Raw genomic sequence first — 21,043 nt, 5'->3', positions numbered from 1 at the left:
CTCGAGCCTACTCGCGATGGACCCCACCGGGCTGCTCCCCACGTGTACCGACGAGGGATCTTCGGGCTTCACAGTGAGCCCGTACCTGAAGCAGAATCCCTCGTCGGCGAGTCGAACCTGGACAGCGCCCACTACTCGGCGTTCACTGGGGAAGTACACCTCCCGGCGTTGGGGGACTTCATGAGCACCGTTTTCCGGCTGATCGGGCCGATCTCCGCGGCCCAGCGCGCCGGTCCACCGGCCCGCCGCGACGGCGCTGCCGGGACCGGACGGCGCACTCACCCCGCCGCATATTTCCCCGGAACCCGCGGCGACGAAACCGTGACGTCCTCAGGTGGTGGTGGCTGGTGCCCCTGACCGAGCGTGCGTGGGATCTCGGATACGCGGCAGGCTGGCAACTGGTGCGGGCCGTGCCGGAACGGTGGGCGATGCGATCGTTCGAGGCCGTCGCCGACCGCGCCGCACACGACGGTGGACCGATTCAGTTGCGGCGCAACCTGGCCAGGGTGCTGGCCACTACTCCGGCGCAGGTGCCCGACGAACTCGTGCGCGCGAGCCTGCGCTCCTACGCGCGCTACTGGTGCGAAGCGTTCCGGCTGCCATCGATGGATCCGGTGCTGCTGGCCGAGCGCATCGACTCCGTCGCCACCGGGCTCGAACATATCCACGAGGCGGCCGAGCGCGGACGGGGGGCGGTGCTGGCGCTACCGCACAGCGGCAACTGGGAGGTGGCCGGCGTCTGGCTGGTCCAGCGGATCGGTTCGCCGACGGTTGTCGCCGAGCGACTGAAACCGGAATCGCTGTACCGGCGCTTCGTCCGGTTTCGTGAGCGCCTCGGTTTCGAGATCGTCCCCCTCCGCGGCGGCGCTACCCCACCCTTCCAGCATCTGACCACCCGGCTACGGCAGGGACGCATGATCGGGCTACTCGGTGAACGCGACCTGTCCGGCACGGGAGTGCCGGTCACGTTCTTCGGCGAACCAGCACATATGCCGGTCGGTCCGGCTCGGCTGGCGATCGACACCGGCGCCCCGCTGCTACCGGTGCATTGCTGGTTCACTCCCGACGGCTGGGGCTTCGATGTCGGCGCACCGATCGACACCTCCGGCGGCCTGCGGCCTACCACGCAGGCATTGGGCGACCGATTCGCCGCGGCGATCGCCGCCCATCCCGCCGACTGGCACATGCTGCAACCGGTGTGGGACGCCGACCGGCTCCCGCGTGAGCGGGCCCGTAGCGCGCCGCTCCCTGATCCGGCGAGCCCGCCCGATCCGTGACGCCACCGCGACGGACAAGGCGCCGAGGCGCTTTCGTGTCCGCGTCGCGATCCGGTCGCGCCCCGCGGCGCTGCCGCACACATGATCCGCGACAGCCGCGATGCGCTGTATGGTCCGACGCGGGACGGCTCGCGGTGTAGAGGAGCAGGATGGCAGGCGCGAAAGGCACCATCGGCGGCGGACCGGCATTCGAAGTAGAGGAGGGCCCTCACCCCAGCGGCCGCGATACGGCGCGGTGGAGTGTCATGATCGGCGCCCTGGGAGTTGTCTTCGGCGACATCGGAACAAGCCCGATCTACACACTGCAGACGGTCTTCGACCCGGGCGATCCGCACCCGGTACCGGTGAACACCGACAACATCTTCGGCATCGTGTCGGTGGTGTTCTGGTCGGTGATGATCATCGTCACCGTCACCTACGTGCTGCTGGCGATGCGCGCGGACAACGACGGCGAGGGCGGGATCATGGCGCTGATCACTCTGCTGCGCCGGTGGAGCTCACCACACGGACGGAAAACGGCCGTCGGTCTGGCCGCGCTCGGAATCTTCGGCGCCTCACTATTTTTCGGCGACAGCATGATCACGCCCGCGATCTCGGTGCTGTCGTCGGTCGAGGGCATCAAGGTTGTCGAACCGGCATTGAAGGACTTGGTCATCCCGGCGACGGTGGTGATCATCGTGGCGCTGTTCCTGGTTCAGCGTCGTGGCACCACGGTAGTCGGGCGACTGTTCGGCCCGATCATGATCGTCTGGTTCGTCACGATCGGTGCCTGCGGGATCGGTGGCATCGCGCGCGAACCGCGCATCCTGCAAGCACTGTCACCCACATATGCGCTGGGATTTCTGGCCGGGCATTTCGGCACCGCGTTCTTCGCACTCGCCGCGATCGTGCTCGCGGTCACCGGCGCCGAAGCGCTCTACGCCGACATGGGCCATTTCGGGCGGCGCTCCATCACCCGCGCCTGGATGATCCTGGTGTTTCCCGCCTGCACGCTCAGCTACCTCGGACAGGGCGCACTGATTCTCGAACATGCCGAAAACATCAGCAGCCCTTTCTTTCTGCTCGCACCCGGCTGGGCACGACTGCCGCTGGTTCTGCTGGCCACCGCCGCTACGGTGATCGCATCGCAGGCCGTGATCACCGGGGCCTACTCCGTCGCATCCCAAGCCGCCCAATTGGGATACCTACCTCGGCTGCGCATCGCCCACACGTCCGAATCCACGATCGGCCAGATCTACGTTCCCTGGATCAACTGGCTGTTGATGGTCTCGGTGCTCACCCTCGTCTTCGCCTTCCGCAGCTCCACCGCCTTGGCCTTCGCCTTCGGCATGGCCGTCACCGGCACCATCACCATCACCACTCTGCTGTTCTTCTATGTCGCGCGCGCCCGCTGGCACATCCCCCGCTGGATTCTCGCCGCCGCGGCCCTGCCCTTGCTGTCCGTCGATATCCTGTTCGTGGCAGCCAATCTCACCAAGTTCGCGCACGGCGCATGGCTGCCGCTGCTGATCGCGCTGACCGCGTTCACCGTGATGACGACCTGGCAGCACGGACGTCGTATCGTGACCGCCGAACGCCTCCGGCGGGAAGGATCGCTGCGACGATTCGTCGACGAACTCACCGAAGGCACTCCCCCCACAACACGAGTCACCGGCACCGCAGTCTTCCTCAACCGCGGTAAGGACACCGCGCCGCTCGCGTTGCGCGCCAACGTCGAACGCAACCACGTTCGTCACAGCCACATCGTGATTCTGTCGATCGAGACCGAGCCGGTGCCACGCATCTGCGACGACGAGCGGATCGCGACCGACCCGCTGGGACCGCCCGACGACGGCATCACCCACGTCACCGCCCGCTACGGCTATATGGAAACCCCGGACGTACCACGGGCTCTCGCACTCGTCGACGAACGAGACACCGAAGGCCCCCTCGATCTCGACAACGCCACCTACTTCCTGTCCACGATCGAACTCCGCCGCGGCACCGCCCCCACCATCGCTCCGTGGCGCAAACGCCTGTTCATCGCCACTTCCTACATCACCGCCGACGCAGCCGACTATTTCGGCCTCCCCCGCGACCGCACCATCATCATGGGATCCCAAATCGAGGTATAGACCACGACCCCGCGATATCCACCTCGCACAAGCATCGCCGGAATCACCTGATATTGGTGGCGACCACTGCCCAGAACGTGGCACGGTCGATAGCGTCGAAGTCCCAATCCCCGACCAAGGCCTGCAGGGTCACCACGATGCGGGCAACATCGAAATCGCAGGCTCGGGCGCAGCCGGTGGACTCGACGAGTCCGATCACGTCCTTGGTGGCGACTTCCATCGTGAACACGCGTTCTCCAGATCCGTGCGGCGCGAACACCGGTGCCCGCGTCTACGGTGCCCCGACCTGGCGAGCCGACATGCCCAACCGACCAACACGCACTCTCCGACCTCGCCGCGGCAAAGCACCGCTTGACGGAACGAAAGAACATGCGCCCCACATTTTTACAGCACAACCCGAAAGGTGAGAACGACATCAGCGACAATGTGCACCGCTCGTAGCGAGCCGCAGGGCAGCGTCATTGGATGGCGTCGGCGGACGAGTTGATGCCGGATTCTCTGCGGGATCGAGCATCCGCTCCAGTCGGCGACCTCGCGCGGTGTGCGAGTTAGGAAGCTGCGCAGTCGAACTCACTCCGCAGGCTGCGCTGGATAACAGTCCGCCAGTCGACCAGGAAGTCACGAGTAGGTCACCCCTGCGAGGCGTTCGGTCGGTCCGGAACAGCAGCACTCGTCCAGGGCCTATTACGACGTCGATCGCGCCCTGACCGGATTCGGGCGGTGACTACGTGCCGCTTGCCGCTTCGAGTGAGCAGGCGGCGGGTGTCGAACTGAGCACCGTCACGGAGATCAAGCAGAACGCACAACGAATGCTGTCGACACACGACGACAGATCGACCCGATGGACAAGAGCGTCGGCGCACCAAACGACGCGGGCCGCGACGCTGCAGGCTGCCCGCAGTCCCTGCCTGGTCAGTAGGTTCACCAGTCCCCCTCACCACGATTGCGACGCCACCGAAAGTGATGAGAGCGATCAAGTCGACCCCATCGGCGACCCGGAAGTGGGCCCGGCGACCGACCCCGGGCCGGCTCAGCAACTGTCATCGGCCACCAACTCAGCATCGACACGCGCGCTCCAGCAACCCTGCGCGGCACCACCCTCACCGTTAAGCTCGTCGGCGGACAACTGCTTTCGGATCTGCTGCCGGATATCGCACGCGGTGCACGTCATCGAGAACAGGATCTCGGTATGCGACTACCCCTGCTCGTCGCGACCGCAGCGGTCGCGGCAAGTGTAGCCGCGCTGGTGTTGTGGTCCGGCCGCGCTGAACTCGGCCACGCCCAGCAACCTGGAGGCGACCTCTCCGATGGAGGAATCCACCTGACGGCCTCGGTCGACCATATCGGGGTGAATCCGCCGGGTGACCGGACTCCCAACTACCTGATGACCTTCTCGCACGCGGTGCAGGTATCCGGCGATTATTCGGTCTCGGTCGACGGCGGCTCGATCGCATCCGGTCAAGCCGTGGCGGGGTTTCTCCTCGGCTGCGGCATCAACGTGGCCGGGGGTGTCGGCGTCGGCATCTCACCGAACCAAGGACTGAACCTCAGCATTTCTCCGTCGGCGAGCCCGCCGAGCGCCAGCGTCGCCGCGCCCAGCGCCGCAACCTCTCCCACGCCCACTGCGGCCGGCGCCCCCAGCCCGCCGAGTCTCACACTCACCCAGCCGAGCGTGTCGGTCAGCCCGCCAAGCGTCAGCCTGGGCCCCAGTTTCGGTGGGTCGCTGGGCCTGTCGGAGAGCCTGTCGGGCACCTTGGCACCCGGACAAGTGACCACCGTGAGCACGGCGACGGCCACTCTGGACGGCAAAGCCGCCTTCCCCTACCACATCACATTCAACAACGCCGCACTCAACATCTCCCAGTGCGCCTCACCGGTGTCGGCGGTCCCGTTCGTCACCGCATCGATGTCCACCTCCCACGGATTGGCCCAGACCACCGCATACGGCACCCAGTTCACCTTCTGAACTGCCCCAACGGGCTATAGCCATTGGTGCGCGCGATCAGTCCTCGAGGGCCAAGGGCAGGCCGACGACGACGCGCGTCCCGCCGTAGGGTGAGTCACCGATGGTGACTGTGCCGTGGTGGGCAGCAACGATTTCGGCGACGATCGCCAGCCCGAGGCCGGTGCCGCCACTGTCGCGGCCGCGGTCGTCCTGCAGGCGGACGAATCGCTGGAAGACACGTTCACGTTCGGCGACCGGGATGCCCGGTCCGTCGTCGTCGATGATCAGCTCCGCGCGTGGCGGGGTCCGGGATGTATGGATTTCGACGATCGAGTGGGTGTGAATGAGCGCGTTGCCGAGAAGATTTCGTGCGACCCGGGTCAGTGAGCGGGCGTCACCGCGGATCCTCACCGGACGCAGATTCTTGGTTATCGTCACGTGGTCACGGCCCCCGACAGCGTCGAGTGCGATGGCTGCGACATCGTCGAGGTCGACATCGGTGGCGTGGACGGTGAGACCGTTTTCGTCGGCGGCGGCGAGGGTGAGTAGGTCGTCGATGAGGTAGCGCATGCGTTCGGCCTCGGGGAGGAGGGTCTCGGCGGCGAGCTCGGTGTCGAACGCCGCGGGATGGTCGCGGGCCAGTTCGAGGCCGCCGAGGACGGTGGTCAGAGGGCTGCGCAGCTCGTGGGAGGCATCGGAGAGGAAGCGGCGCTGGGCGAGGTGGCCGGCCTCGATGCGGCCGAGCATTTCGTTCATGGTGACGGCTAACTGGGCGACCTCGTCACGCGCCGGTGGCACCGGCACCCGTTCGGACAGGTCGGTGCTGCCGATCCCCGCGACCCGGGACCGGATCGCATCCACCGACCGCAGCGAACGGCCGACCAGTGCATAGGTTGCTCCCGCAGTGGCCACTACCACGACCGGGGCACCGACGGCCAGCGCGATCGCCACCTCTGCCAGGGTGTCTTCCACCGGTTCGATATCGGCCGCCACCGCCACCGTGACCGGCCCGCCCGGTGAGTCGACGCGGCGGGCGGACAGTCGTAGATCCGAATCACCACCGACCGACTGACCGACCACGGTCCGCGCGTTCGGCACGAGGGCCGGATAGTCGCCGCCGCGGGCGGAGGATCGAAGCACTCGCCCCGCCGAGTCGGTGATTTCGACGATCTCGACGTAACCGCTGGGCGCGAGCAACGCCGGATTCAACGCGGCGGGTGCGGTGATGCGGAGTTGCGCGGCGATGTCGTCGAGCCGGGCGGTGGCTGCGGTGTCGACGGCGCCGATCAGCGATCGATACAGCAGCCACAACATGATCCCGGCACCGAACCCGAGCACCACGGTGATGACCGCGGCGGCGACCAACGCCGAGCGCAGCCGCAAACCCCACCGCGCCGGCGGCCACAACGCCTCGACGCACTCGCTGACCCACCGTGGCCGCCGCATACCGACTCCGTCCGTCTTGGTGACACCCTGACCTCCGCAATTGTGGGTGATCGATCCAGGTTCTCGCGCCTCGCTCTCAGCGTGATCACAGCCGATCGCTGGCACTCTGGCGTCGACACCGCATCCGGTGTCGGCCCATCGCGCCGGGCCGGGTTCGTCCGCGCTGGCGTGCCCCGACCGACTTGTGCCTGCAGAAAGCCCCCTGTTCGAATGCAACATCTGATCCTCACCTACGGACTCGTCGCCATCGTGGTGCTGATGGTGGCCGAATCGGCGTGCATTCCGATCCCTTCGGAACTGACGATGCTGCTCGGCGGCGCGCTGGAAGCCGGCGCGGCCGGCGGTGCGCACCTCAATGTGGTGGCCGTGATCGTGGCCGGCACGCTCGGCAATGTCGCGGGAAGCTATCTGGCCTGGCTGGCGGGCCGTTGGGGTGGCCGTCCTGCCCTGCATCGGTGGGGACGCTACGTACTGCTGCGCACCGAAGAAGTTCAACGGGCGCAGGATTGGTTCGACCGGCACGGCCGCGCGGCCGTGTTCTGGGCCCGGCTGCTACCCGGAATTCGCACGTTCATCTCGCTGCCCGCCGGGATCGCAGAGATGCCCGCGATGCGGTTCGGGATCTACACCGTGGCCGGCTGCCTGCCGTGGACCGCAGCCCTCGCGATCGCCGGCTACTTCGCGGGCGCAAACTGGCACCACGTCGAAGATCTCCTGCGCGGCCCGAGCTACGCCGTCGCGTCGGTCGCCGGTGCCTCGATCGTGACTGCGGCCATGCTGTATCTGCGACGCCGTTCACGCCGGCAAGCCGGTTCGGTCGGCGCCGTCGACGCGCGGCCGGAAAGAACCGCCCGATGAGAGATCACCGGCGCGCCACGGCCTCTCAGCGATTCCACAGCCGCTGCGGGTCACAGTGGTGGCCATGACCTCGGTTTCGCACGATTTGATGTGGCTGCTGCTCGACGACGACACCGGTCGATTACTGGTCGACAGGCATACCGCCAGCCGCGCCTTGGCCGTCGCTGCCTTCGCCGACAACGCCCATGGCTCAGCGAACTACCGGCCGACGGTGCCACCGCGGCGGCTTCGCCGGCGGTCGCTGGACGCACTGCACGCCGCCGGCCGGGTGCGCCGCGACCGGATCCGGTTCGGCGGCGTGATCTGGCGCACGACATGGCCCACCGCCGATCTGCTCGGCAAGCAGGCGCTGCGCTGTTCACTGCAACGCGCGCTGTTCGACGCCCAGCCCGCCGACGAGGCCACGCGCGCGTTGATCGCGATCCTGCACACCGCGGGCGCCTTGGCCATCCAATGCCCGCGATGGCGCAACCGTGAAACCATCTACTGGGCACAGCAATTCATCGCCCAGCACCACGACTGCACTCACCTCGCCGAATCGCTGACTCATATCGAACGCCAGACACTCGCTGACTCCTTGAGCTTCGGAGCTCGACCGTTGTTGCCCACCCGATCACTCTGATTCGCACACGACCTCCACCCGCCGTGCCATCTTTACAACGTCTTCTCAGCAGGGCCGTGCAGACTGTGCGCCCCGGATGCCCGCCACGATGAAGGAAACGCCACCTCCATGACAGCGCAGACCGACAACGCGTTCACCCACTACAAACTGCCGCAGATCACCGTCATGTTCTGGGTCCTCAAGATCGCCGCGACCACCCTGGGCGAGACCGGCGGCGACATGATCTCGCAAACCTTGAAACTCGGCTACGTCGCTGCCACGGTGGTGTTCCTGGCGATCTTCGTCGTCAGTCTGCTCGCGCAGTTGCGGGCCCGCCGCTTCCATCCCGCCCTGTATTGGACCGTGATCGCCGCCACCAGCACCGCGGGCACCACGATGTCGGATCTGATCAACCGCGGGCCGGGCCACGGCACCTCCACCGACGGCGGGCTCGGCTACGGCGCCGGCGCGGCCATCCTCATCGCCGGACTGGCGATCGTGTTCATCATCTGGAAATTCAGCGGCCAAACCTACGACGTCACCAACATCACCACCTTCCGCGGTGAACTGCTGTATTGGGCCGCGATCCTGCTGTCGAACACCCTCGGCACGTCGACCGGCGATTTCCTATCCGACAGCTCCGGACTGGGCTACTGGGGAAGCGCCCTGCTGATCGGCGCCATCATGGCCGCCATCCTGGCCGCGCACTACTTCACGAAAATTCCTGGCCCGCTGCTGTTCTGGATCGCGTTCATCCTCACCCGCCCCCTCGGCGCCACCGGCGGCGACCTGCTGTCCAAACCACGCAGCGCCGGCGGGCTGGGCCTGGGCACCTACGGCACCTCCGCGGTCCTGCTCGCGATCCTGGTTCTCGGTATCGCCTTCACCCACTGGCAGCAACACCGCGACCGGTCCGCCAACGAATTCGAACCGGTCCTGACCGCAGACCGCGAACAGGCCCCCGCACGGGAGCCGGAGCCGGCCGCCGAGCCCACAACGCACCCTCACAGATGATCGCGTTCCAGATGGTCAGGGTCGGTACGACGGGCTCGAGACCCGCCCCGGCCCGGGCTACTCTTCCCGAAGCCGGTAGCCGACACCGCGAACAGTTTCGATGCTGCTGCGGCCGAACGGTGTGTCGATCTTGCGGCGGAGGTACCCGATGTAGATCTCGACCACGTTGGCGTCACCGTCATAGTTGGTGTCCCACACCGCACGCAAGATGTCGCTCTTGCTGACGACATGACCGGGATGGCGCATCAGGTATTCGAGGACCGCGAATTCGCGTGGGGTGAGCTCGATGTGCTGCTCCCCACGATGCACGCGATGACGGCCGGGATCCAGCGACAGATCACTGACGGTGATCACCGACGGCCGCTCGGTGCTGCCCCGGCGGTGCAGCGCGCGCAGACGAGCGGTCAACACGATAGGGGAGAACGGTTTGGTCAGATAGTCGTCGGCCCCCAGATCGAAGGCATCGACCATGTCGTAGTCGCCGTCTTTGGCCGACAACATCAACACCGGCGTCCAGATACGCCGTTTCCGCAGTTCACGCACGACCTCGTAGCCGTTGAGCCCCGGCAGCATAATGTCGAGCACAACCACATCGAACCCCCCGTTCACGGCGAGATCGAGGCCCTCCACACCGTCATGGGCGACTGCCACCACGAACCCCTCCGCCCGCAATCTCCGACGCAAGGTCTCGGCCAGCGATATCTCGTCGTCGACCACGAGAACACGCACGAATCAGCTCCCTTCCTCGGCCCCTGCGCTGCCGGACACAGCCAGCTCACCCTGAACGCCATTTCGCACACCAGGGACACCGTCGCGTCGCCGATCCGGCGAAGCGATGGGCCCTGTGTCCTGTCCAGACCGCCGGCACCGCCCACCTGCAGTGGTGGGAGACAACCAGAGCAGCACTGTCGTCGCCGCCAGTGTGACAGCCGTCCCGAGGACCGCGCCCCCGACCACGTCGGTGAGCCAATGAACTCCCAGATACAACCGTGTGGCCGCGACCACCGCCACGATCACCGCGGCCGAGACACTCGCCAGCGCCGTGCGCGCACGCCTGGGCCGGGCCAGCACATACAAGACCAGCACGGCACCGACCAACACCGTGGTGCCCGTGGTGTGCCCCGAAGGGAACGAGAAATCCGATTCGGCCATCAAATGCAGCACAGCCGGCGGCCGGGCACGACCGACCACATCCTTCGTCACCGTGCTCACCACGGCAGCGAAACCGACTGCGCCGACGACGAATACAGCCGGAACAGCACTTCGGCTGCGCCAGGCTGATACCCCGGAAACAACCACCGCCACAGCGGCCACACCGACTGGACTGCCGAGATCGGTGATCACGCGCGCAAGTGCGGTAGCGGTGCCGTCGCGGTGGTCGACGAACCACTGCAACGTCGCCGTATCGGCACCGGTTAACCATCCAGAAGCCGCGACCTGCACCCCCATTACCACGAACAACGCCGCAACCACCGCCGCCCGCAACGCAGACCACCCGACCCGGCTCCCCCAGACCGACGAATCGCCACCCCGGCCGAGGAGGACCGACACGACGAGGACCGCCGTTGCGACAGCGGCCGCACCCACCCCGACTTCCGCGCTCGATGATTCGGTGCGGACCTCATCCACCAACCCACGCAGGACATCGACAATCGCAGACACACGCCCAGTGTCACGAAACATTGCTGTGGAAACGCTGAGCGCCACACAACCTACCCGCACCGGCTGTCTCGGCGCCCGCCCGCCGCGCGGCTGAGCCTCCCGACGCAGTCCGGGCTCTGCCCGAAGAAATGACGCGTACGGCGCCGAGCTCCCACTCGCACCGGCAGCTGTCGGCCACAGTGCAGCGGCTCGGCTCTCGCCTCCTCCTGGAACCGAGGCGAAATAGGCACCAACGCGTGGGCGAGCCACACCAAAACTTCGGCCGCCGCGACGCACCGCCACGAACGTCCGCAGCGTGAGGTTCACCCGCTTCAGGTGAGGCCCCCACAGCACCATTTTCCCAGAGTTGTATGTGCACGATGCGGCTGGAACGGAGGTGCAGCACGATGGAAGCCCACAGATACGAGTTCGTCATTGACGGTGCGCTGTCGGAGCGCGCGTGTGCCGCTTTCCCCCAACTGCGGGCCACCGTGGCCGAACATCCCGAGCTCACTCATTTGGTCGGCCCGGTCTCCGGCCGAGCGGCACTGCGCACGATCCTGGGGCTCATGGATGACATGTGCCTGAAATTGCACGGGCTACGCCAACTTCCCGACTGACACCGGATAAGGCTAGCCGTGCGGGATTTCCCGTAGCGTCATCGCGAGGGGACGGAGGCAATCGTGAGCAGGTCCGCGAGTCGAATAGATTGATCGTTGAACGCCCTCGTCACCGCAGCCGGAGGAGTGGAATAGTCGCTCTATGGGGAATGTGTTCGCGCTCGGCGATGTGATCGAGTGGTGGGCCGATCGCCACGGCCGCCCCGCCACACCGCTGGCCCCCGACGCGATTCGGCTCACCGGCACCGTCGCCGCCCTCATCCACGACCGGCACCATCGCGGCCGGGTCGTGGCCTACTTGGTTACCTGCCGCAGCCGCCTCAACGGCACCTATACCGAAACCGTCTACCCCGACCTGCACCACCCCACCGCCACCCTCTAAACCCAGCCACCACGGCCGGCCGCTGTGGGTGGTGTGTTCTTGGTTCAATGTGGATCGCAGCGGACGCGGGTGTGGACGGTCAGCAGCAGATGATCGAACTGAGTGAACGTCTGCGTGTGCGTTTCCGGCAGGGTGGGCAGTTCGGTGACGAGCCGGGTAGCCAGATACCAGATCTTGGTGTTGGTTTCCTGCGACCGCGACGCCAGCACCTTGAACACCTGCGCCGCGTCGGTGCGATACATGCGCATCAACACACCTTTCGCTTGCTCGACCACCGCACGATGCTCGAGCCCATCAGGCAACAGCGCCGCCAAAGGTGTCGCGTTCGTTCTTGGCGAGAGTATCGGTCAGATCGACGTACAAACCCGCGGTCCCGACCACCGCCCGGCTGTCGTCATAGATGCGGCCGGCGACCAACATCACCGAGTGAACCACACCGGCGGTGTCGAGCACGCGGTGCCGACTGGAAAACGACTGCCCGACATCGCCGGCCCGCACGATCCGGGCGACGAGATCATCATGGTCATCGGGATGCCGATGCGAGTCCAGCAGCTCGGTCGTCGGCTCCACCGCCCCCGGGCTGTAGCCGTGCATCCGATACATCTCTTCCGACCACTCCCAATGCCGCGTGGCGAACCAGAACCGGAACGACTCCACCGCAGTACCGACTGCGCCGCTGTGTCGTCGCTGTCGAGACCCTGTCCATGCACAAGCAAATCTTGCCGACGCTCCGGCCCTCACCGGCCGGGCGTCCCCGATGGAAACAGCGTTGTCCACAGCCACCGCAGGCCTCTTAAGGGACGGTCTTGTCGAGGCGCGGGAACAGTATTTCGCGTACGAGCAGCAGAACGGCGGCCGCCACGGGGATCGCCAGTAAAGCGCCGAGCACTCCCAGCAGGGCGCCGCCGATCACCACGGCCACGACCGTCACCACACCGGGGACCTCCACGGTGCGTCCCATGATGTGGGGGACAAGCAGGTAGTCCTCCACCAGTCGCAGTGCCAGGAAGAACCCGAGCGTGGCGCTCGCAACCGGCAAAGACACTGTCAGCGCGACTGCGGTGATGATGACTCCGGCGAGGGTGGATCCAATCAGAGGGATGAGGTCGAGAATGGCAACCAGCACGGCCAGCAGCACCGGGTAGGGGACGTCGAAGATGGACAGCCAGATGAAGGTGAGCACGGCTGTGATGACCGAGATGACCAGGTTACCCAGGACGTAACCGCCGACTTTCGTGAAGATAGCGTCGCCGATCAAAATGGCGCGGGGCGCCGCTGTTGGGGGAAGAGCCGGTAGAGGTTGGCGCGTAACAGCGGGAAGTTCGCCGAGAAATACACCACCAGCACCGCGACGATTACCGTCGCAGTGACAGCACCGAAGACAATCTTCCCGGCGCCCAAAACTCCCTGCGCCAAGTCCGCGCCGCCGTTGCCGCCGATGCCTTGCTGCAGTTTCTCATCAAGATGAAATCGCTCGCCCACAGAGCGCAGCTGAGGATATTTGCTTTCCAGGCTGCGCACACGTGCTGGCGCGTTGTCGGCCAACGCGCGCCCCTGGTCGATGAGTGCGGGGATGGCGGCAGCGAGGAACCCGGCGACCGCGGCTGCGACCGCCAAGCCCACCGTCGCGACGGCCAAGCCTCGCCGGAACCGGTGTTTCACCAGCCACGACACCGCCGGTTCCATCCCGATCGCCAACACCAGGGACGCCAGCACCAGAAGAAGTTCCTGGCGCACGGCCAGGATCGTCTCCGCGGCAGCGACAGTGACCAACACCCCTGCGGAGGCCAGCATGCCCATCATGAACGGGGATCGGCGGTCGATGCGGGCACCGATCCGGCCCAGCGGATGGTTTTCGCTGCGGATCGCCGACGCTTGGGCCTCCGCTTCGGCGATGACGTTCGGCTCGTCCTGTGGGTGAGGCTGGCCGACCCAATCGCTGTGGGCCGTATCCTGTTTGGAGCGGGAGCTCGAGTCGTGCACCGTCACTGTCGTCCTTTGCCGTCTACGAAACACCGAGTCATGCCAGCTCGGTGCAACGCCCCCGAATCCGGCCTCGCCGTCGCTCGGCAGGTGCTCGGGGCGCACCATGGCGAAGCTTCGAAACGCGGAGTCCTGTCAACGCTGTCGCGGTGAACCCGTGCACAGCCGTTCCTCCAGCTCCAGTGCTAGCCACCACGGCGAGCTATACCCTGGATACCTGCAGGTCAAACAGAACAGTGCACGAGTGTTGGGGGACAGATCACACGACCCTCCACCGTCGGCCGCTGGTGTACGACAATCACCATTACATCCCCACTCAGGGGCGCCCCAGGGAAGGCCTCTGACAGCAGCCCACGGCTTTCTGTGAGCCTGTAAAAGGTTCCAGCCGAGACACTGACAGTGCACCAGGTCGTACGCATTCGGACTCGGTGCGGGCCACGCGCTGCTCACCTACGAGGACGGTGCCTGCCCGCACGTCGATATGCACAGTCCACGATTCGTGGGATCGCCCGACTGGCTCGCGACGAGCCGGGTGCGGATGTGCAGTCGGTCATCATAGGAATCTTGGTGGAGGTGAAGATTGCCCTACCCATCACCGAATAGGCGAAATGACCCCGATGGGGAGTCGGCGCCGATCCTCGCCTGTGCGGATCGCATAGCTCACGTGCCGTCGATCAACAGTGTCCGCTGCATCAGTGTCATCGCTGCTGCGCACGGATCGTCGGGATGGGTTGTGTGCGAGTGGTTTCGCACCCACCAGGTGACCGTACCGGTATCAGCGGCAGTGGCGCCGCAGTTGCCGGGATCGCGGGAATCGTGCCAGTAGAAGCCGGCAAAGCGTTTCACCACGAATTTCTCCACCTGGTAACCGGACCGCTGCGCGATCTGCAGTTCGCGGGCTAGTGTGTCACTGGAAAGCCAGGCGTAGGTCACATCGACGGTGTCGATATCGGGACCCGGTGCGACCCAGGCACAGATGGTCGGCGAGGACTGCTTCGTCGCCGTCGATCTGTTGACAGCCTGCGCAATGGCAGGCTCCCCCACCGGCCCGCACCCGGCAAGAAAATTCGGGTCCACAGCTTGGCGCACCTCTGCCTGCGGCGTATGGCTCGAACAGCCGGTCAGCAAGACCACTGCGGCCGTTGCAGCGACACCGAACCGGACCATCCGCATCCCGCGCTCCTGTTTCGACATAATCACCCATGGTCTAACAGATCCGATGACCGATCAGGTCATTCGGGGACATCCTGCACAACCGCGCCCGCGGGCCGGCCCCTCACAGGGTTTCTTTACGCGTTTCCTACAGTCCCAGCGATCAGGTGTTTGCCAGCGCCCCATCACGACGGGGGTCTTGTGCTGGGGTGACCCACTGCACCTAAGCCGCGTTGAAATGCGTCGATCTCGCCGTCATGGCCCTCGACCCCGCCGACGCAGGCCAGAACGCTGGATCACCCGATGGACAGCGTATGGATTGTTGCCCAGCACTTGTCATATTCGGGGGGCGGCGGCATGGTGCCCGGTATGCGAAGGATCCGGTTGGCGGTCGCTGGGGATGCCGTGCACGATCACCATCAGCACTTGCACGACGACGAATCCGGCGAAGGCGCACAGCCCAAGGAAAGGTACACTGCGTACACCCTGCTTGCCGCCGAAAAGTTTTCCGTACCAAGGGAATCGAGCCAGTACCGCAGGTGACATTGCGGCGCCGGAGGCGATTTGAAGTGGTGCGAGCACGAACACGACGGCGCAGTAGGCGAGCTTTTGCGCTGCGCCGAACGGTTCTCCCGGCAGTTGTAATGCCAGCTGGAAATGCAGGTAGGTGCCGATGTCGCGGACGGCCTGCGGGAAGATCGCCCAGTCGGTGGGGATCAGGTAGCGCCAGTATCCCGATGCGAATACTGCCAGTACGTAGACGCCGCCGGTGAGTATCCAGAATTGCACGGTCAAGAAATGCCAGTGCCGGCCCGATCCGAGGTTGCTGCGCCCGGGGAGTGCGATAACCGGATTCCATTCTTCTTCCTCGTCGAGGGAGGTCCACCCCGCCGCGAGTCGGCTCCGTACTGTTTCGCCGAGAATCGTGCCCACTCGCGGCCCGGGTGGCATCCGTCGTTCCAGTACAGCGTGGACATCGAGGAGAGGAGGCTGACCGTCGCCGATTCCTTCGGCGGAGGCCGCGTCCGGCTGGCCGGTGACGCCGTCCATCAGGTGCCGCCGACGGGCGGCTATGGCATGACCACCGGTGCCGGCGACGCGGTCGGTCTCGGGTGGACGCTTGCCGCACAGATCCACGGCTGGGGAGCGCCAAAACTCTTGGCGGCGTCCGGCGCAGGCAGACCCGCCAAGCAGACAGCCTCGTCGCCGCCGGGGCACCGGTCGACCGATGCTGCCGCATCGCCGAACGCCGCGCGATCGCCTTCCGCAACCGGACCGCCGCCGCCCGGCACTTCGCTGTGCGCGGCGCGATCATGACCAGCGACTGGACCGACATGCACAGTGAGCGCTGGTTCGGTGACAGAACTCGGCGTCGCCTGGGTCGTCATATCTGCGACCTCGGCAACCTGGAAAATGAGGCGCTGGGAATCGAACTCGGTTACCGGTACGACAAATCACCTGTGATCTGCTACGAAGCGGGCGGACAACGTCCCGCCCAGCGGATGGATGTCTACACGCCGGGCACGTGGCCCGGGACGCGTCCACCAAGCGTCTTCCTCCAGGACGGGAGAGCTCTGTTCGATCTGTTCGGCTCCGGCTTCACGCTGCTCCGCTTCGCCGATCGGGATGTCGAGGGACTGACCGAAGCTGCCGCCGATCAGGGTGTCCCCTTCGAGGTGGTCGATGTTCGCGTCGACCACGCGCACGCCCTCGACGAGCGCGATCTAGTGCTACTACGTCCCGACCAGCATGTCGTTTGGCAGGGCGATGCCGCGCCGACGGACCCGGTCTCCCTGATCGGTCGCCTGCGGGGACATTCGACCGAGTCGCATGCACCCGTCTCCGTGCACTGAAACCGGTCGTAACGAGGGGCGAAACGGCTACCCGCCGGATGAGCGCGACGCACCCCGGCAATCTCCGTCGGCACGCTTCGCAGCGATATCGCCGATGCGGCAATCGTTCACATTTCCCTTCCCCCTTCCGCCCGATGCGACGAAACAGTCTGTCCTGCTACAGGTTCGATGTCGACGATATGTTCACGTTCGATCTCCGCGCCCTCGATGTCGAGGTCGGGGACGTAGCGGCCGAACCAGTGCGGGTGATACCACATCCGGTCGCCGACGAGCGCCATCACCGCAGGTACCAGCGTCAGCCGAACGACGAAAGCGTCGAGGAGGACCCCGACGGCGAGAGTGAACGCCAGAGGCTTCACGATGGGGTTGTCGACGGTCGTGAAGGCGACGAAGACGGCGAACATGATGAGCGCCGCAGCAGTCACGACCCGCGCCGAGTGCGCCACACCGTTCTGTACGGAGCGGACGGCGTCGCCGGTGCGGGTGTACTCCTCCTTGATCCGTGACACCACAAAGATTTGGTAATCACTGGAGAGGCCGAAGATGATGGCCAGGGTGATGATCGGCAGGAAGCTCAGCGTTTGTGCCTTCGTGACGTCGAACAGGCTTCCGCTCCAGCCCCATTGGAAGACCGCGACCTGCACGCCGAGCGCCGCGAAGACCGACAGAATGAAACCGGCCACCGATGACACCGGCACCAGGACGGTGCGGAATGCGATCGTCAACAGGGCCAGCGCCAAACCCACAACGACCACGAGGAATACCGGCAATGCCGCACCCAACCGCTCCGAGGTGTCGATATTTGCCGCAGTCGTGCCACCGACGAGATATCGTGCACCCGTATCGCTTTCGATGTCGGCGCGATCGTCGCGCAGACGATTCACAAGGTCGGTGGTAGCAGAGTCCGCGGGGCCGGTCTTGGGGACAACCTGGATCAGAACCAGCTTGTTTGCGCTGGCAGCAGGCTCGACTGCCGCGACGTTCGGTTCTTGTTGTATGCGGGTCATCAGGGTGTGCGCGGCGTCTGACGTTGTGGCGTCCGACAGATCTGCCACCACCAGTAGCGGCCCGTTGAATCCGTCTCCGAACGAGCCACTTACCAGCTCGGAGGCCTTGTGCGCGGTGCTGGATTCGGGTTGGGAGGCACCATTCGGCAGCCCGAGATCCATCCGGAGGGTCGGGATAGCCAGAACGCCGAGCACCGCGACGCCGAGGACGAGAAGCGGGATACGGAATCGGGTGACGAACCGACCCCATGCGTGCCCGCAGGTACGTTCGGGTTCGTAGGAGGCTATACGCGCCACCTCTTCGGGCTTACCGGGCTGCAAGGGCGGCTTGATGAATGTCGCAACCGAGCCGCCGGCGTAGGCCAGCAACGCCGGCAGGAGCGTCAGCGCGACCAGCATGGCGACAAGTACCGCACCCGCCGCGGTGAGGCCCATGACGGTGAGGAACGGAATACCGGCAACGGTCAGCCCGCACAGTGCGATGATCACTGTGACCGCAGCGAACACCACGGAACTGCCGGCGGTGCCGATAGCCAGCGGAATCGATTCCGCCGCAGTCATTCCCAGCACAACATGGTGCCGGTGCCGAGACAGGATGAACAGGGCGTAGTCGATCCCGCACGACAGTCCCAACATCAGCGCCAACGACGTTGCGGCCGAGGGAACGTCGACGAAGGCGGCGACACCGAGAATTCCGGTGAGCCCGATTCCGACGCCGACCAATGCAGTGATGATCGGCAGCCCCGCCGCGACGACCGCACCGAAGGTGATCAGCAGGACCACGAAGGCCGCAGCGATCCCGAGACCTTCCGGGCTGTGCGGAATTTCGGCCGCCGAGCCCGGATACACTGCACCCGCGAACTCCACCTCGATACCGTCGTGCCGCACGGTTTCCGCAACGCGTGTCACCGCATCGAGCGTGGTTTCGTCGACGTCACCGGCCGACACCGAGAATTGCACACTCCCCAGCGCGACATGCTGGTCCGGCGAGACGGCCTGGGCCTGAAAGGGATCCACGACGGTTGATACCTGCGGAAGTCTCTTCAGGTCCGACATCACCTGCTCAATCCGGTCGGTGACCTGCCCGTCGGTCACCTTCTTCGCGCCCGGCGTGGCGAACACCACCTGCATCTGCGCGCCGCTGTACGCGGGCATCCTCTGCTGCAGCACGGACACGGCGTCCTGCGACTCCGTGCCCGGCACGGTGAAATTGTCGTTCGTCTTGCCGCCCGCTCCGAGAGCGAACGTGATGACAGCAGCGAGTAATGCGACCCAGATCACCAACACCCATGACCGGCGACGAACAACCACCTGCCCGAGAGCGAACAAATACCGAGACATGCGGGTCCTCTCGCTGATACGTCTACCGCCGTCGACGGAACGATGTCGTACGAAAACCTTATCTGATATATTCATCATATTCGATGTGATCGTCAACACCGGTGGGAGTCGGCGGCCACGATCAGCGTGTGGAAGCCCATATCCACAGGGACTCGGGGCATCGACGCACAAAAGGCCAGACGCTTCTTTCGGCTTTCTGCACAATGCCGTCCGGACACACGACTGCCGCGGAAGGAATCTCGTACTGTGCGCCCGTCGCGTCGAGCGACTCGAGCGTTTGCGCACCGAACTGCTGCGCTCACACCCCGGCATCACCGTGACGGTCGCGCAGCTGGATGTGAACGACCACGACCAGGTGTTCGCGGTATTTCGCGGGTTCGAGCGCGAACTGGGCGGCATCGACCGGGTGATCGTCAATGCGGGAATGGGCAAGGGCCAACCGATCGGTACCGGCCATTTCGACGCGAATCTGCGGACCGCGAACACAAATTTCATCGCGGCGTTGGCACAGTGCGAGGCGGCGATGGAGATCTTCCACACCCAGAACCACGGCCACCTGGTGATGGTCTCGTCGATCAGCGCGCTGCGCGGGCTACCAGGCTTCATGTCGATCTACTCCGCGACCAAGGCTGGTGCCGCAGCCCTCGCCGAGGGCATTCGCGCCGACACGCTCGCGTCACCGATCACTGTCACCACGTTGTATCCCGGGTACATCGAGTCGGAGTTGAGCGCGCGGGCCACCAAGTCACCGCTGATGTCCTCGACCGAGAAGGGCGTGCGAGCCATGGTGAAGGCCATCGAACATGAGACCGCCGAGGCGAAAGTTCCCACCTGGCCGTGGATTGCCCTCGGATTCGCGCTGCGTTACCTACCCTTGCGTCTGGTTGCGAAGATGAGCTGAGGAGGGCGATCAGCCACTTGTTCGATGAAGACAGCGCCATCGGCCCGGGCCGCCCAGGCCGCCCGAACCCTTCCACCCAGCGGGTACTACGCGCCACTGTCCGCCATAGGTTCGTCTCCGATCACGACACCGAACAAAGGCGGCATGCGGATCGCCGGTTCGATGTCGCGCACGCCACAACCATCGATCCCGCCCACGATCGACTCTGATACTTTCGTCAGATACGATTCTGGTAACGATCGGGATGGAGAGGGAACCAATGGCGGCAGAGCCCGTGGCGCGCAATCGCATCGATCGGCGCCGGGAACGCACCCGCAACGCTCTATTGGGGGCGGCGCGGAAGTTTTTGTCGGAGGGGCGCTCCGCGGTCAGCATTCAGGAGATCACCGATGCCGCCGATGTCGGGTTCGGGTCGTTCTACAACCACTTCACCTCCAAGGAAGAGCTTTTCGACGAGGCTGTGCGCTCGGTGTTGCAGGTCTACAGCGAGATGCGCGACGAGATCGTTGCGCTCTACGACGATCCGGCAGAGGTGTTCACGGTCAGCTTCCGTATGACCGGACGGTTGCAGCGGCAGATTCCCGAAGGCGTTCGGGTGATCCTGAACTCCGGGATGTCGGTGTTGTTACGCGATGAGGGTCTGGCCCCGCGTGCCCGCCGCGACATCATCGCCGCGCAGGAGGCGGGACGGTTCGAGCCGATGGACCCCGATACGGCGATCATGGCCGCGGGCGGCGCGTTGCTGGGGCTGTTGCAGCTGCTCGACGCACGACCGGATGCGGACGTCGACGCACTGACCGACGAGATGGCGTTCCATGTGCTGCGCATGTTCGGGATGACCAAGCGCGCCGCACAGAAACTGACCACCAACCCGTTGCCGCCACAGCCGCAGCTCTGAGGGTTCGTAT

20 protein-coding genes and 2 pseudogenes are annotated in these 21,043 nt (G+C 65.5%); 12 read left to right on the top strand and 10 right to left on the bottom strand.

Features of this window, described 5'->3' with window-relative positions; all coding sequences use genetic code 11:
* Nucleotides 1-347: 347 nt before the first annotated feature.
* Nucleotides 348-1,277, top strand: coding sequence for a phosphatidylinositol mannoside acyltransferase (locus NMI01S_RS33290; RefSeq protein ID WP_063002718.1), 930 nt, complete (start codon nt 348-350; stop codon nt 1,275-1,277).
* A 245-nt stretch (nt 1,278-1,522) separates the two neighbouring features.
* Nucleotides 1,523-3,391: a potassium transporter Kup gene (locus tag NMI01S_RS33285; protein ID WP_245717140.1), complete on the top strand. Its 1,869-nt coding sequence runs from the start codon at nt 1,523-1,525 to the stop codon at nt 3,389-3,391.
* A 43-nt stretch (nt 3,392-3,434) separates the two neighbouring features.
* Here the strand turns inward: NMI01S_RS33285 and NMI01S_RS33280 are convergent, their stop codons facing one another.
* Nucleotides 3,435-3,620 (bottom strand): hypothetical protein, encoded by a 186-nt coding sequence (locus tag NMI01S_RS33280; RefSeq protein ID WP_063002717.1) that lies wholly within the window; start codon nt 3,618-3,620, stop codon nt 3,435-3,437.
* 960 nt (nt 3,621-4,580) lie between these two features.
* Between NMI01S_RS33280 and NMI01S_RS33275 the strand changes: the two genes are divergently transcribed.
* Complete coding sequence (locus NMI01S_RS33275; protein WP_063002716.1) at nt 4,581-5,357, top strand: MspA family porin; 777 nt, start codon at nt 4,581-4,583, stop codon at nt 5,355-5,357.
* A 36-nt stretch (nt 5,358-5,393) separates the two neighbouring features.
* On the opposite strand, the gene NMI01S_RS33270 is transcribed toward NMI01S_RS33275, so the two are convergent.
* On the bottom strand, nt 5,394-6,782 hold the full coding sequence (locus tag NMI01S_RS33270; protein ID WP_063002715.1) for a sensor histidine kinase: 1,389 nt from the start codon (nt 6,780-6,782) through the stop codon (nt 5,394-5,396).
* Nucleotides 6,783-6,992: 210 nt separating this feature from the next.
* On the opposite strand from NMI01S_RS33270, the gene NMI01S_RS33265 reads away from it, so the two are divergent.
* The 3 genes from NMI01S_RS33265 (at nt 6,993) to NMI01S_RS33255 (ending at nt 9,255) form a co-directional block, all read left to right on the top strand.
* Nucleotides 6,993-7,640 (top strand): DedA family protein, encoded by a 648-nt coding sequence (locus NMI01S_RS33265; protein WP_063002714.1) that lies wholly within the window; start codon nt 6,993-6,995, stop codon nt 7,638-7,640.
* Between the two features lie 64 nt (nt 7,641-7,704).
* Nucleotides 7,705-8,262 carry a GPP34 family phosphoprotein gene (locus NMI01S_RS33260; RefSeq protein WP_063002713.1) on the top strand — a complete coding sequence of 186 codons (558 nt, stop codon included), beginning with the start codon at nt 7,705-7,707 and terminating at the stop codon, nt 8,260-8,262.
* Between the two features lie 108 nt (nt 8,263-8,370).
* Nucleotides 8,371-9,255 (top strand): COG4705 family protein, encoded by an 885-nt coding sequence (locus NMI01S_RS33255; RefSeq protein ID WP_063002712.1) that lies wholly within the window; start codon nt 8,371-8,373, stop codon nt 9,253-9,255.
* A gap of 57 nt (nt 9,256-9,312) precedes the next feature.
* On the opposite strand, the gene NMI01S_RS33250 is transcribed toward NMI01S_RS33255, so the two are convergent.
* Both NMI01S_RS33250 and NMI01S_RS33245 read right to left on the bottom strand, forming a co-directional pair.
* The gene (locus NMI01S_RS33250) at nt 9,313-9,984 is read right to left on the bottom strand and encodes a response regulator transcription factor (RefSeq protein WP_063002711.1); all 672 of its coding nucleotides are present in this window, start codon (nt 9,982-9,984) and stop codon (nt 9,313-9,315) included.
* Between the two features lie 3 nt (nt 9,985-9,987).
* Complete coding sequence (locus tag NMI01S_RS33245; protein ID WP_063002710.1) at nt 9,988-10,917, bottom strand: phosphatase PAP2 family protein; 930 nt, start codon at nt 10,915-10,917, stop codon at nt 9,988-9,990.
* A gap of 386 nt (nt 10,918-11,303) precedes the next feature.
* Between NMI01S_RS33245 and NMI01S_RS33240 the strand changes: the two genes are divergently transcribed.
* Both NMI01S_RS33240 and NMI01S_RS33235 read left to right on the top strand, forming a co-directional pair.
* Nucleotides 11,304-11,516: a DUF8691 family protein gene (locus tag NMI01S_RS33240; RefSeq protein WP_063002709.1), complete on the top strand. Its 213-nt coding sequence runs from the start codon at nt 11,304-11,306 to the stop codon at nt 11,514-11,516.
* A 142-nt stretch (nt 11,517-11,658) separates the two neighbouring features.
* The gene (locus NMI01S_RS33235) at nt 11,659-11,898 is read left to right on the top strand and encodes a hypothetical protein (protein ID WP_063002708.1); all 240 of its coding nucleotides are present in this window, start codon (nt 11,659-11,661) and stop codon (nt 11,896-11,898) included.
* Nucleotides 11,899-11,942: 44 nt separating this feature from the next.
* Here NMI01S_RS33235 and NMI01S_RS36200 read toward each other — a convergent pair whose 3' ends face one another.
* From NMI01S_RS36200 to NMI01S_RS36190, 5 genes and pseudogenes are all read right to left on the bottom strand, one after another.
* Nucleotides 11,943-12,146: a hypothetical protein gene (locus NMI01S_RS36200; protein WP_245717138.1), complete on the bottom strand. Its 204-nt coding sequence runs from the start codon at nt 12,144-12,146 to the stop codon at nt 11,943-11,945.
* Nucleotides 12,147-12,192: 46 nt separating this feature from the next.
* Nucleotides 12,193-12,681 carry a PAS domain-containing protein gene (locus NMI01S_RS36195; protein WP_245717137.1) on the bottom strand — a complete coding sequence of 163 codons (489 nt, stop codon included), beginning with the start codon at nt 12,679-12,681 and terminating at the stop codon, nt 12,193-12,195.
* Between the two features lie 10 nt (nt 12,682-12,691).
* Nucleotides 12,692-13,692, bottom strand: a pseudogene (locus NMI01S_RS33225) (AI-2E family transporter).
* An 849-nt stretch (nt 13,693-14,541) separates the two neighbouring features.
* On the bottom strand, nt 14,542-15,075 hold the full coding sequence (locus NMI01S_RS33220; RefSeq protein ID WP_063002707.1) for a DUF3558 family protein: 534 nt from the start codon (nt 15,073-15,075) through the stop codon (nt 14,542-14,544).
* Between the two features lie 294 nt (nt 15,076-15,369).
* Complete coding sequence (locus NMI01S_RS36190; RefSeq protein ID WP_084513475.1) at nt 15,370-16,083, bottom strand: cytochrome b/b6 domain-containing protein; 714 nt, start codon at nt 16,081-16,083, stop codon at nt 15,370-15,372.
* On the opposite strand from NMI01S_RS36190, the gene NMI01S_RS36625 reads away from it, so the two are divergent.
* A complete protein-coding gene (locus NMI01S_RS36625; RefSeq protein ID WP_439956330.1) occupies nt 16,003-16,350 on the top strand; it encodes an FAD-dependent monooxygenase in 348 nt (115 codons plus the stop codon). The two genes, NMI01S_RS36190 and NMI01S_RS36625, sit on opposite strands and share 81 nt — an antisense overlap.
* Entirely contained in the window at nt 16,332-16,886 is a 555-nt protein-coding gene (locus NMI01S_RS33210; RefSeq protein ID WP_063002705.1) for an aromatic-ring hydroxylase C-terminal domain-containing protein, read from the top strand. Before NMI01S_RS36625 ends, NMI01S_RS33210 begins: the two co-directional genes overlap by 19 nt.
* Before the next feature lie 107 nt (nt 16,887-16,993).
* On the opposite strand, the gene NMI01S_RS33205 is transcribed toward NMI01S_RS33210, so the two are convergent.
* Entirely contained in the window at nt 16,994-19,174 is a 2,181-nt protein-coding gene (locus tag NMI01S_RS33205) for an MMPL family transporter (protein ID WP_245717135.1), read from the bottom strand.
* 241 nt (nt 19,175-19,415) lie between these two features.
* On the opposite strand from NMI01S_RS33205, the pseudogene NMI01S_RS33200 reads away from it, so the two are divergent.
* A pseudogene (locus NMI01S_RS33200) lies at nt 19,416-20,135 on the top strand (SDR family oxidoreductase); the annotation flags it as partial.
* 259 nt (nt 20,136-20,394) lie between these two features.
* Nucleotides 20,395-21,033 (top strand): TetR/AcrR family transcriptional regulator, encoded by a 639-nt coding sequence (locus NMI01S_RS33195; protein ID WP_063002702.1) that lies wholly within the window; start codon nt 20,395-20,397, stop codon nt 21,031-21,033.
* Nucleotides 21,034-21,043: the final 10 nt, after the last annotated feature.

Origin of the sequence: Nocardia mikamii NBRC 108933 (assembly GCF_001613505.1) — a bacterium.
Taxonomy (GTDB): Bacteria; Actinomycetota; Actinomycetes; order Mycobacteriales; family Mycobacteriaceae; genus Nocardia; species Nocardia mikamii.
The sequence above is the reverse complement of the archived record's forward strand: the minus strand, read 5'-3'. Positions and strand labels throughout refer to the sequence as shown.

Coding starts and splice junctions, on each gene's coding strand:
- NMI01S_RS33285 (WP_245717140.1), top strand. CDS start 1,523: ATGATCGGCGCCCTGGGAGTTGTCTTCGGCGACATCGGAACAAGCCCG.
- NMI01S_RS33275 (WP_063002716.1), top strand. CDS start 4,581: ATGCGACTACCCCTGCTCGTCGCGACCGCAGCGGTCGCGGCAAGTGTA.
- NMI01S_RS33270 (WP_063002715.1), bottom strand. CDS start 6,782: ATGCGGCGGCCACGGTGGGTCAGCGAGTGCGTCGAGGCGTTGTGGCCG.
- NMI01S_RS33265 (WP_063002714.1), top strand. CDS start 6,993: ATGCAACATCTGATCCTCACCTACGGACTCGTCGCCATCGTGGTGCTG.
- NMI01S_RS33260 (WP_063002713.1), top strand. CDS start 7,705: ATGACCTCGGTTTCGCACGATTTGATGTGGCTGCTGCTCGACGACGAC.
- NMI01S_RS33255 (WP_063002712.1), top strand. CDS start 8,371: ATGACAGCGCAGACCGACAACGCGTTCACCCACTACAAACTGCCGCAG.
- NMI01S_RS33240 (WP_063002709.1), top strand. CDS start 11,304: ATGGAAGCCCACAGATACGAGTTCGTCATTGACGGTGCGCTGTCGGAG.
- NMI01S_RS33235 (WP_063002708.1), top strand. CDS start 11,659: ATGGGGAATGTGTTCGCGCTCGGCGATGTGATCGAGTGGTGGGCCGAT.
- NMI01S_RS36200 (WP_245717138.1), bottom strand. CDS start 12,146: ATGCGCATGTATCGCACCGACGCGGCGCAGGTGTTCAAGGTGCTGGCG.
- NMI01S_RS33220 (WP_063002707.1), bottom strand. CDS start 15,075: ATGTCGAAACAGGAGCGCGGGATGCGGATGGTCCGGTTCGGTGTCGCT.
- NMI01S_RS36190 (WP_084513475.1), bottom strand. CDS start 16,083: ATGGACGGCGTCACCGGCCAGCCGGACGCGGCCTCCGCCGAAGGAATC.
- NMI01S_RS33195 (WP_063002702.1), top strand. CDS start 20,395: ATGGCGGCAGAGCCCGTGGCGCGCAATCGCATCGATCGGCGCCGGGAA.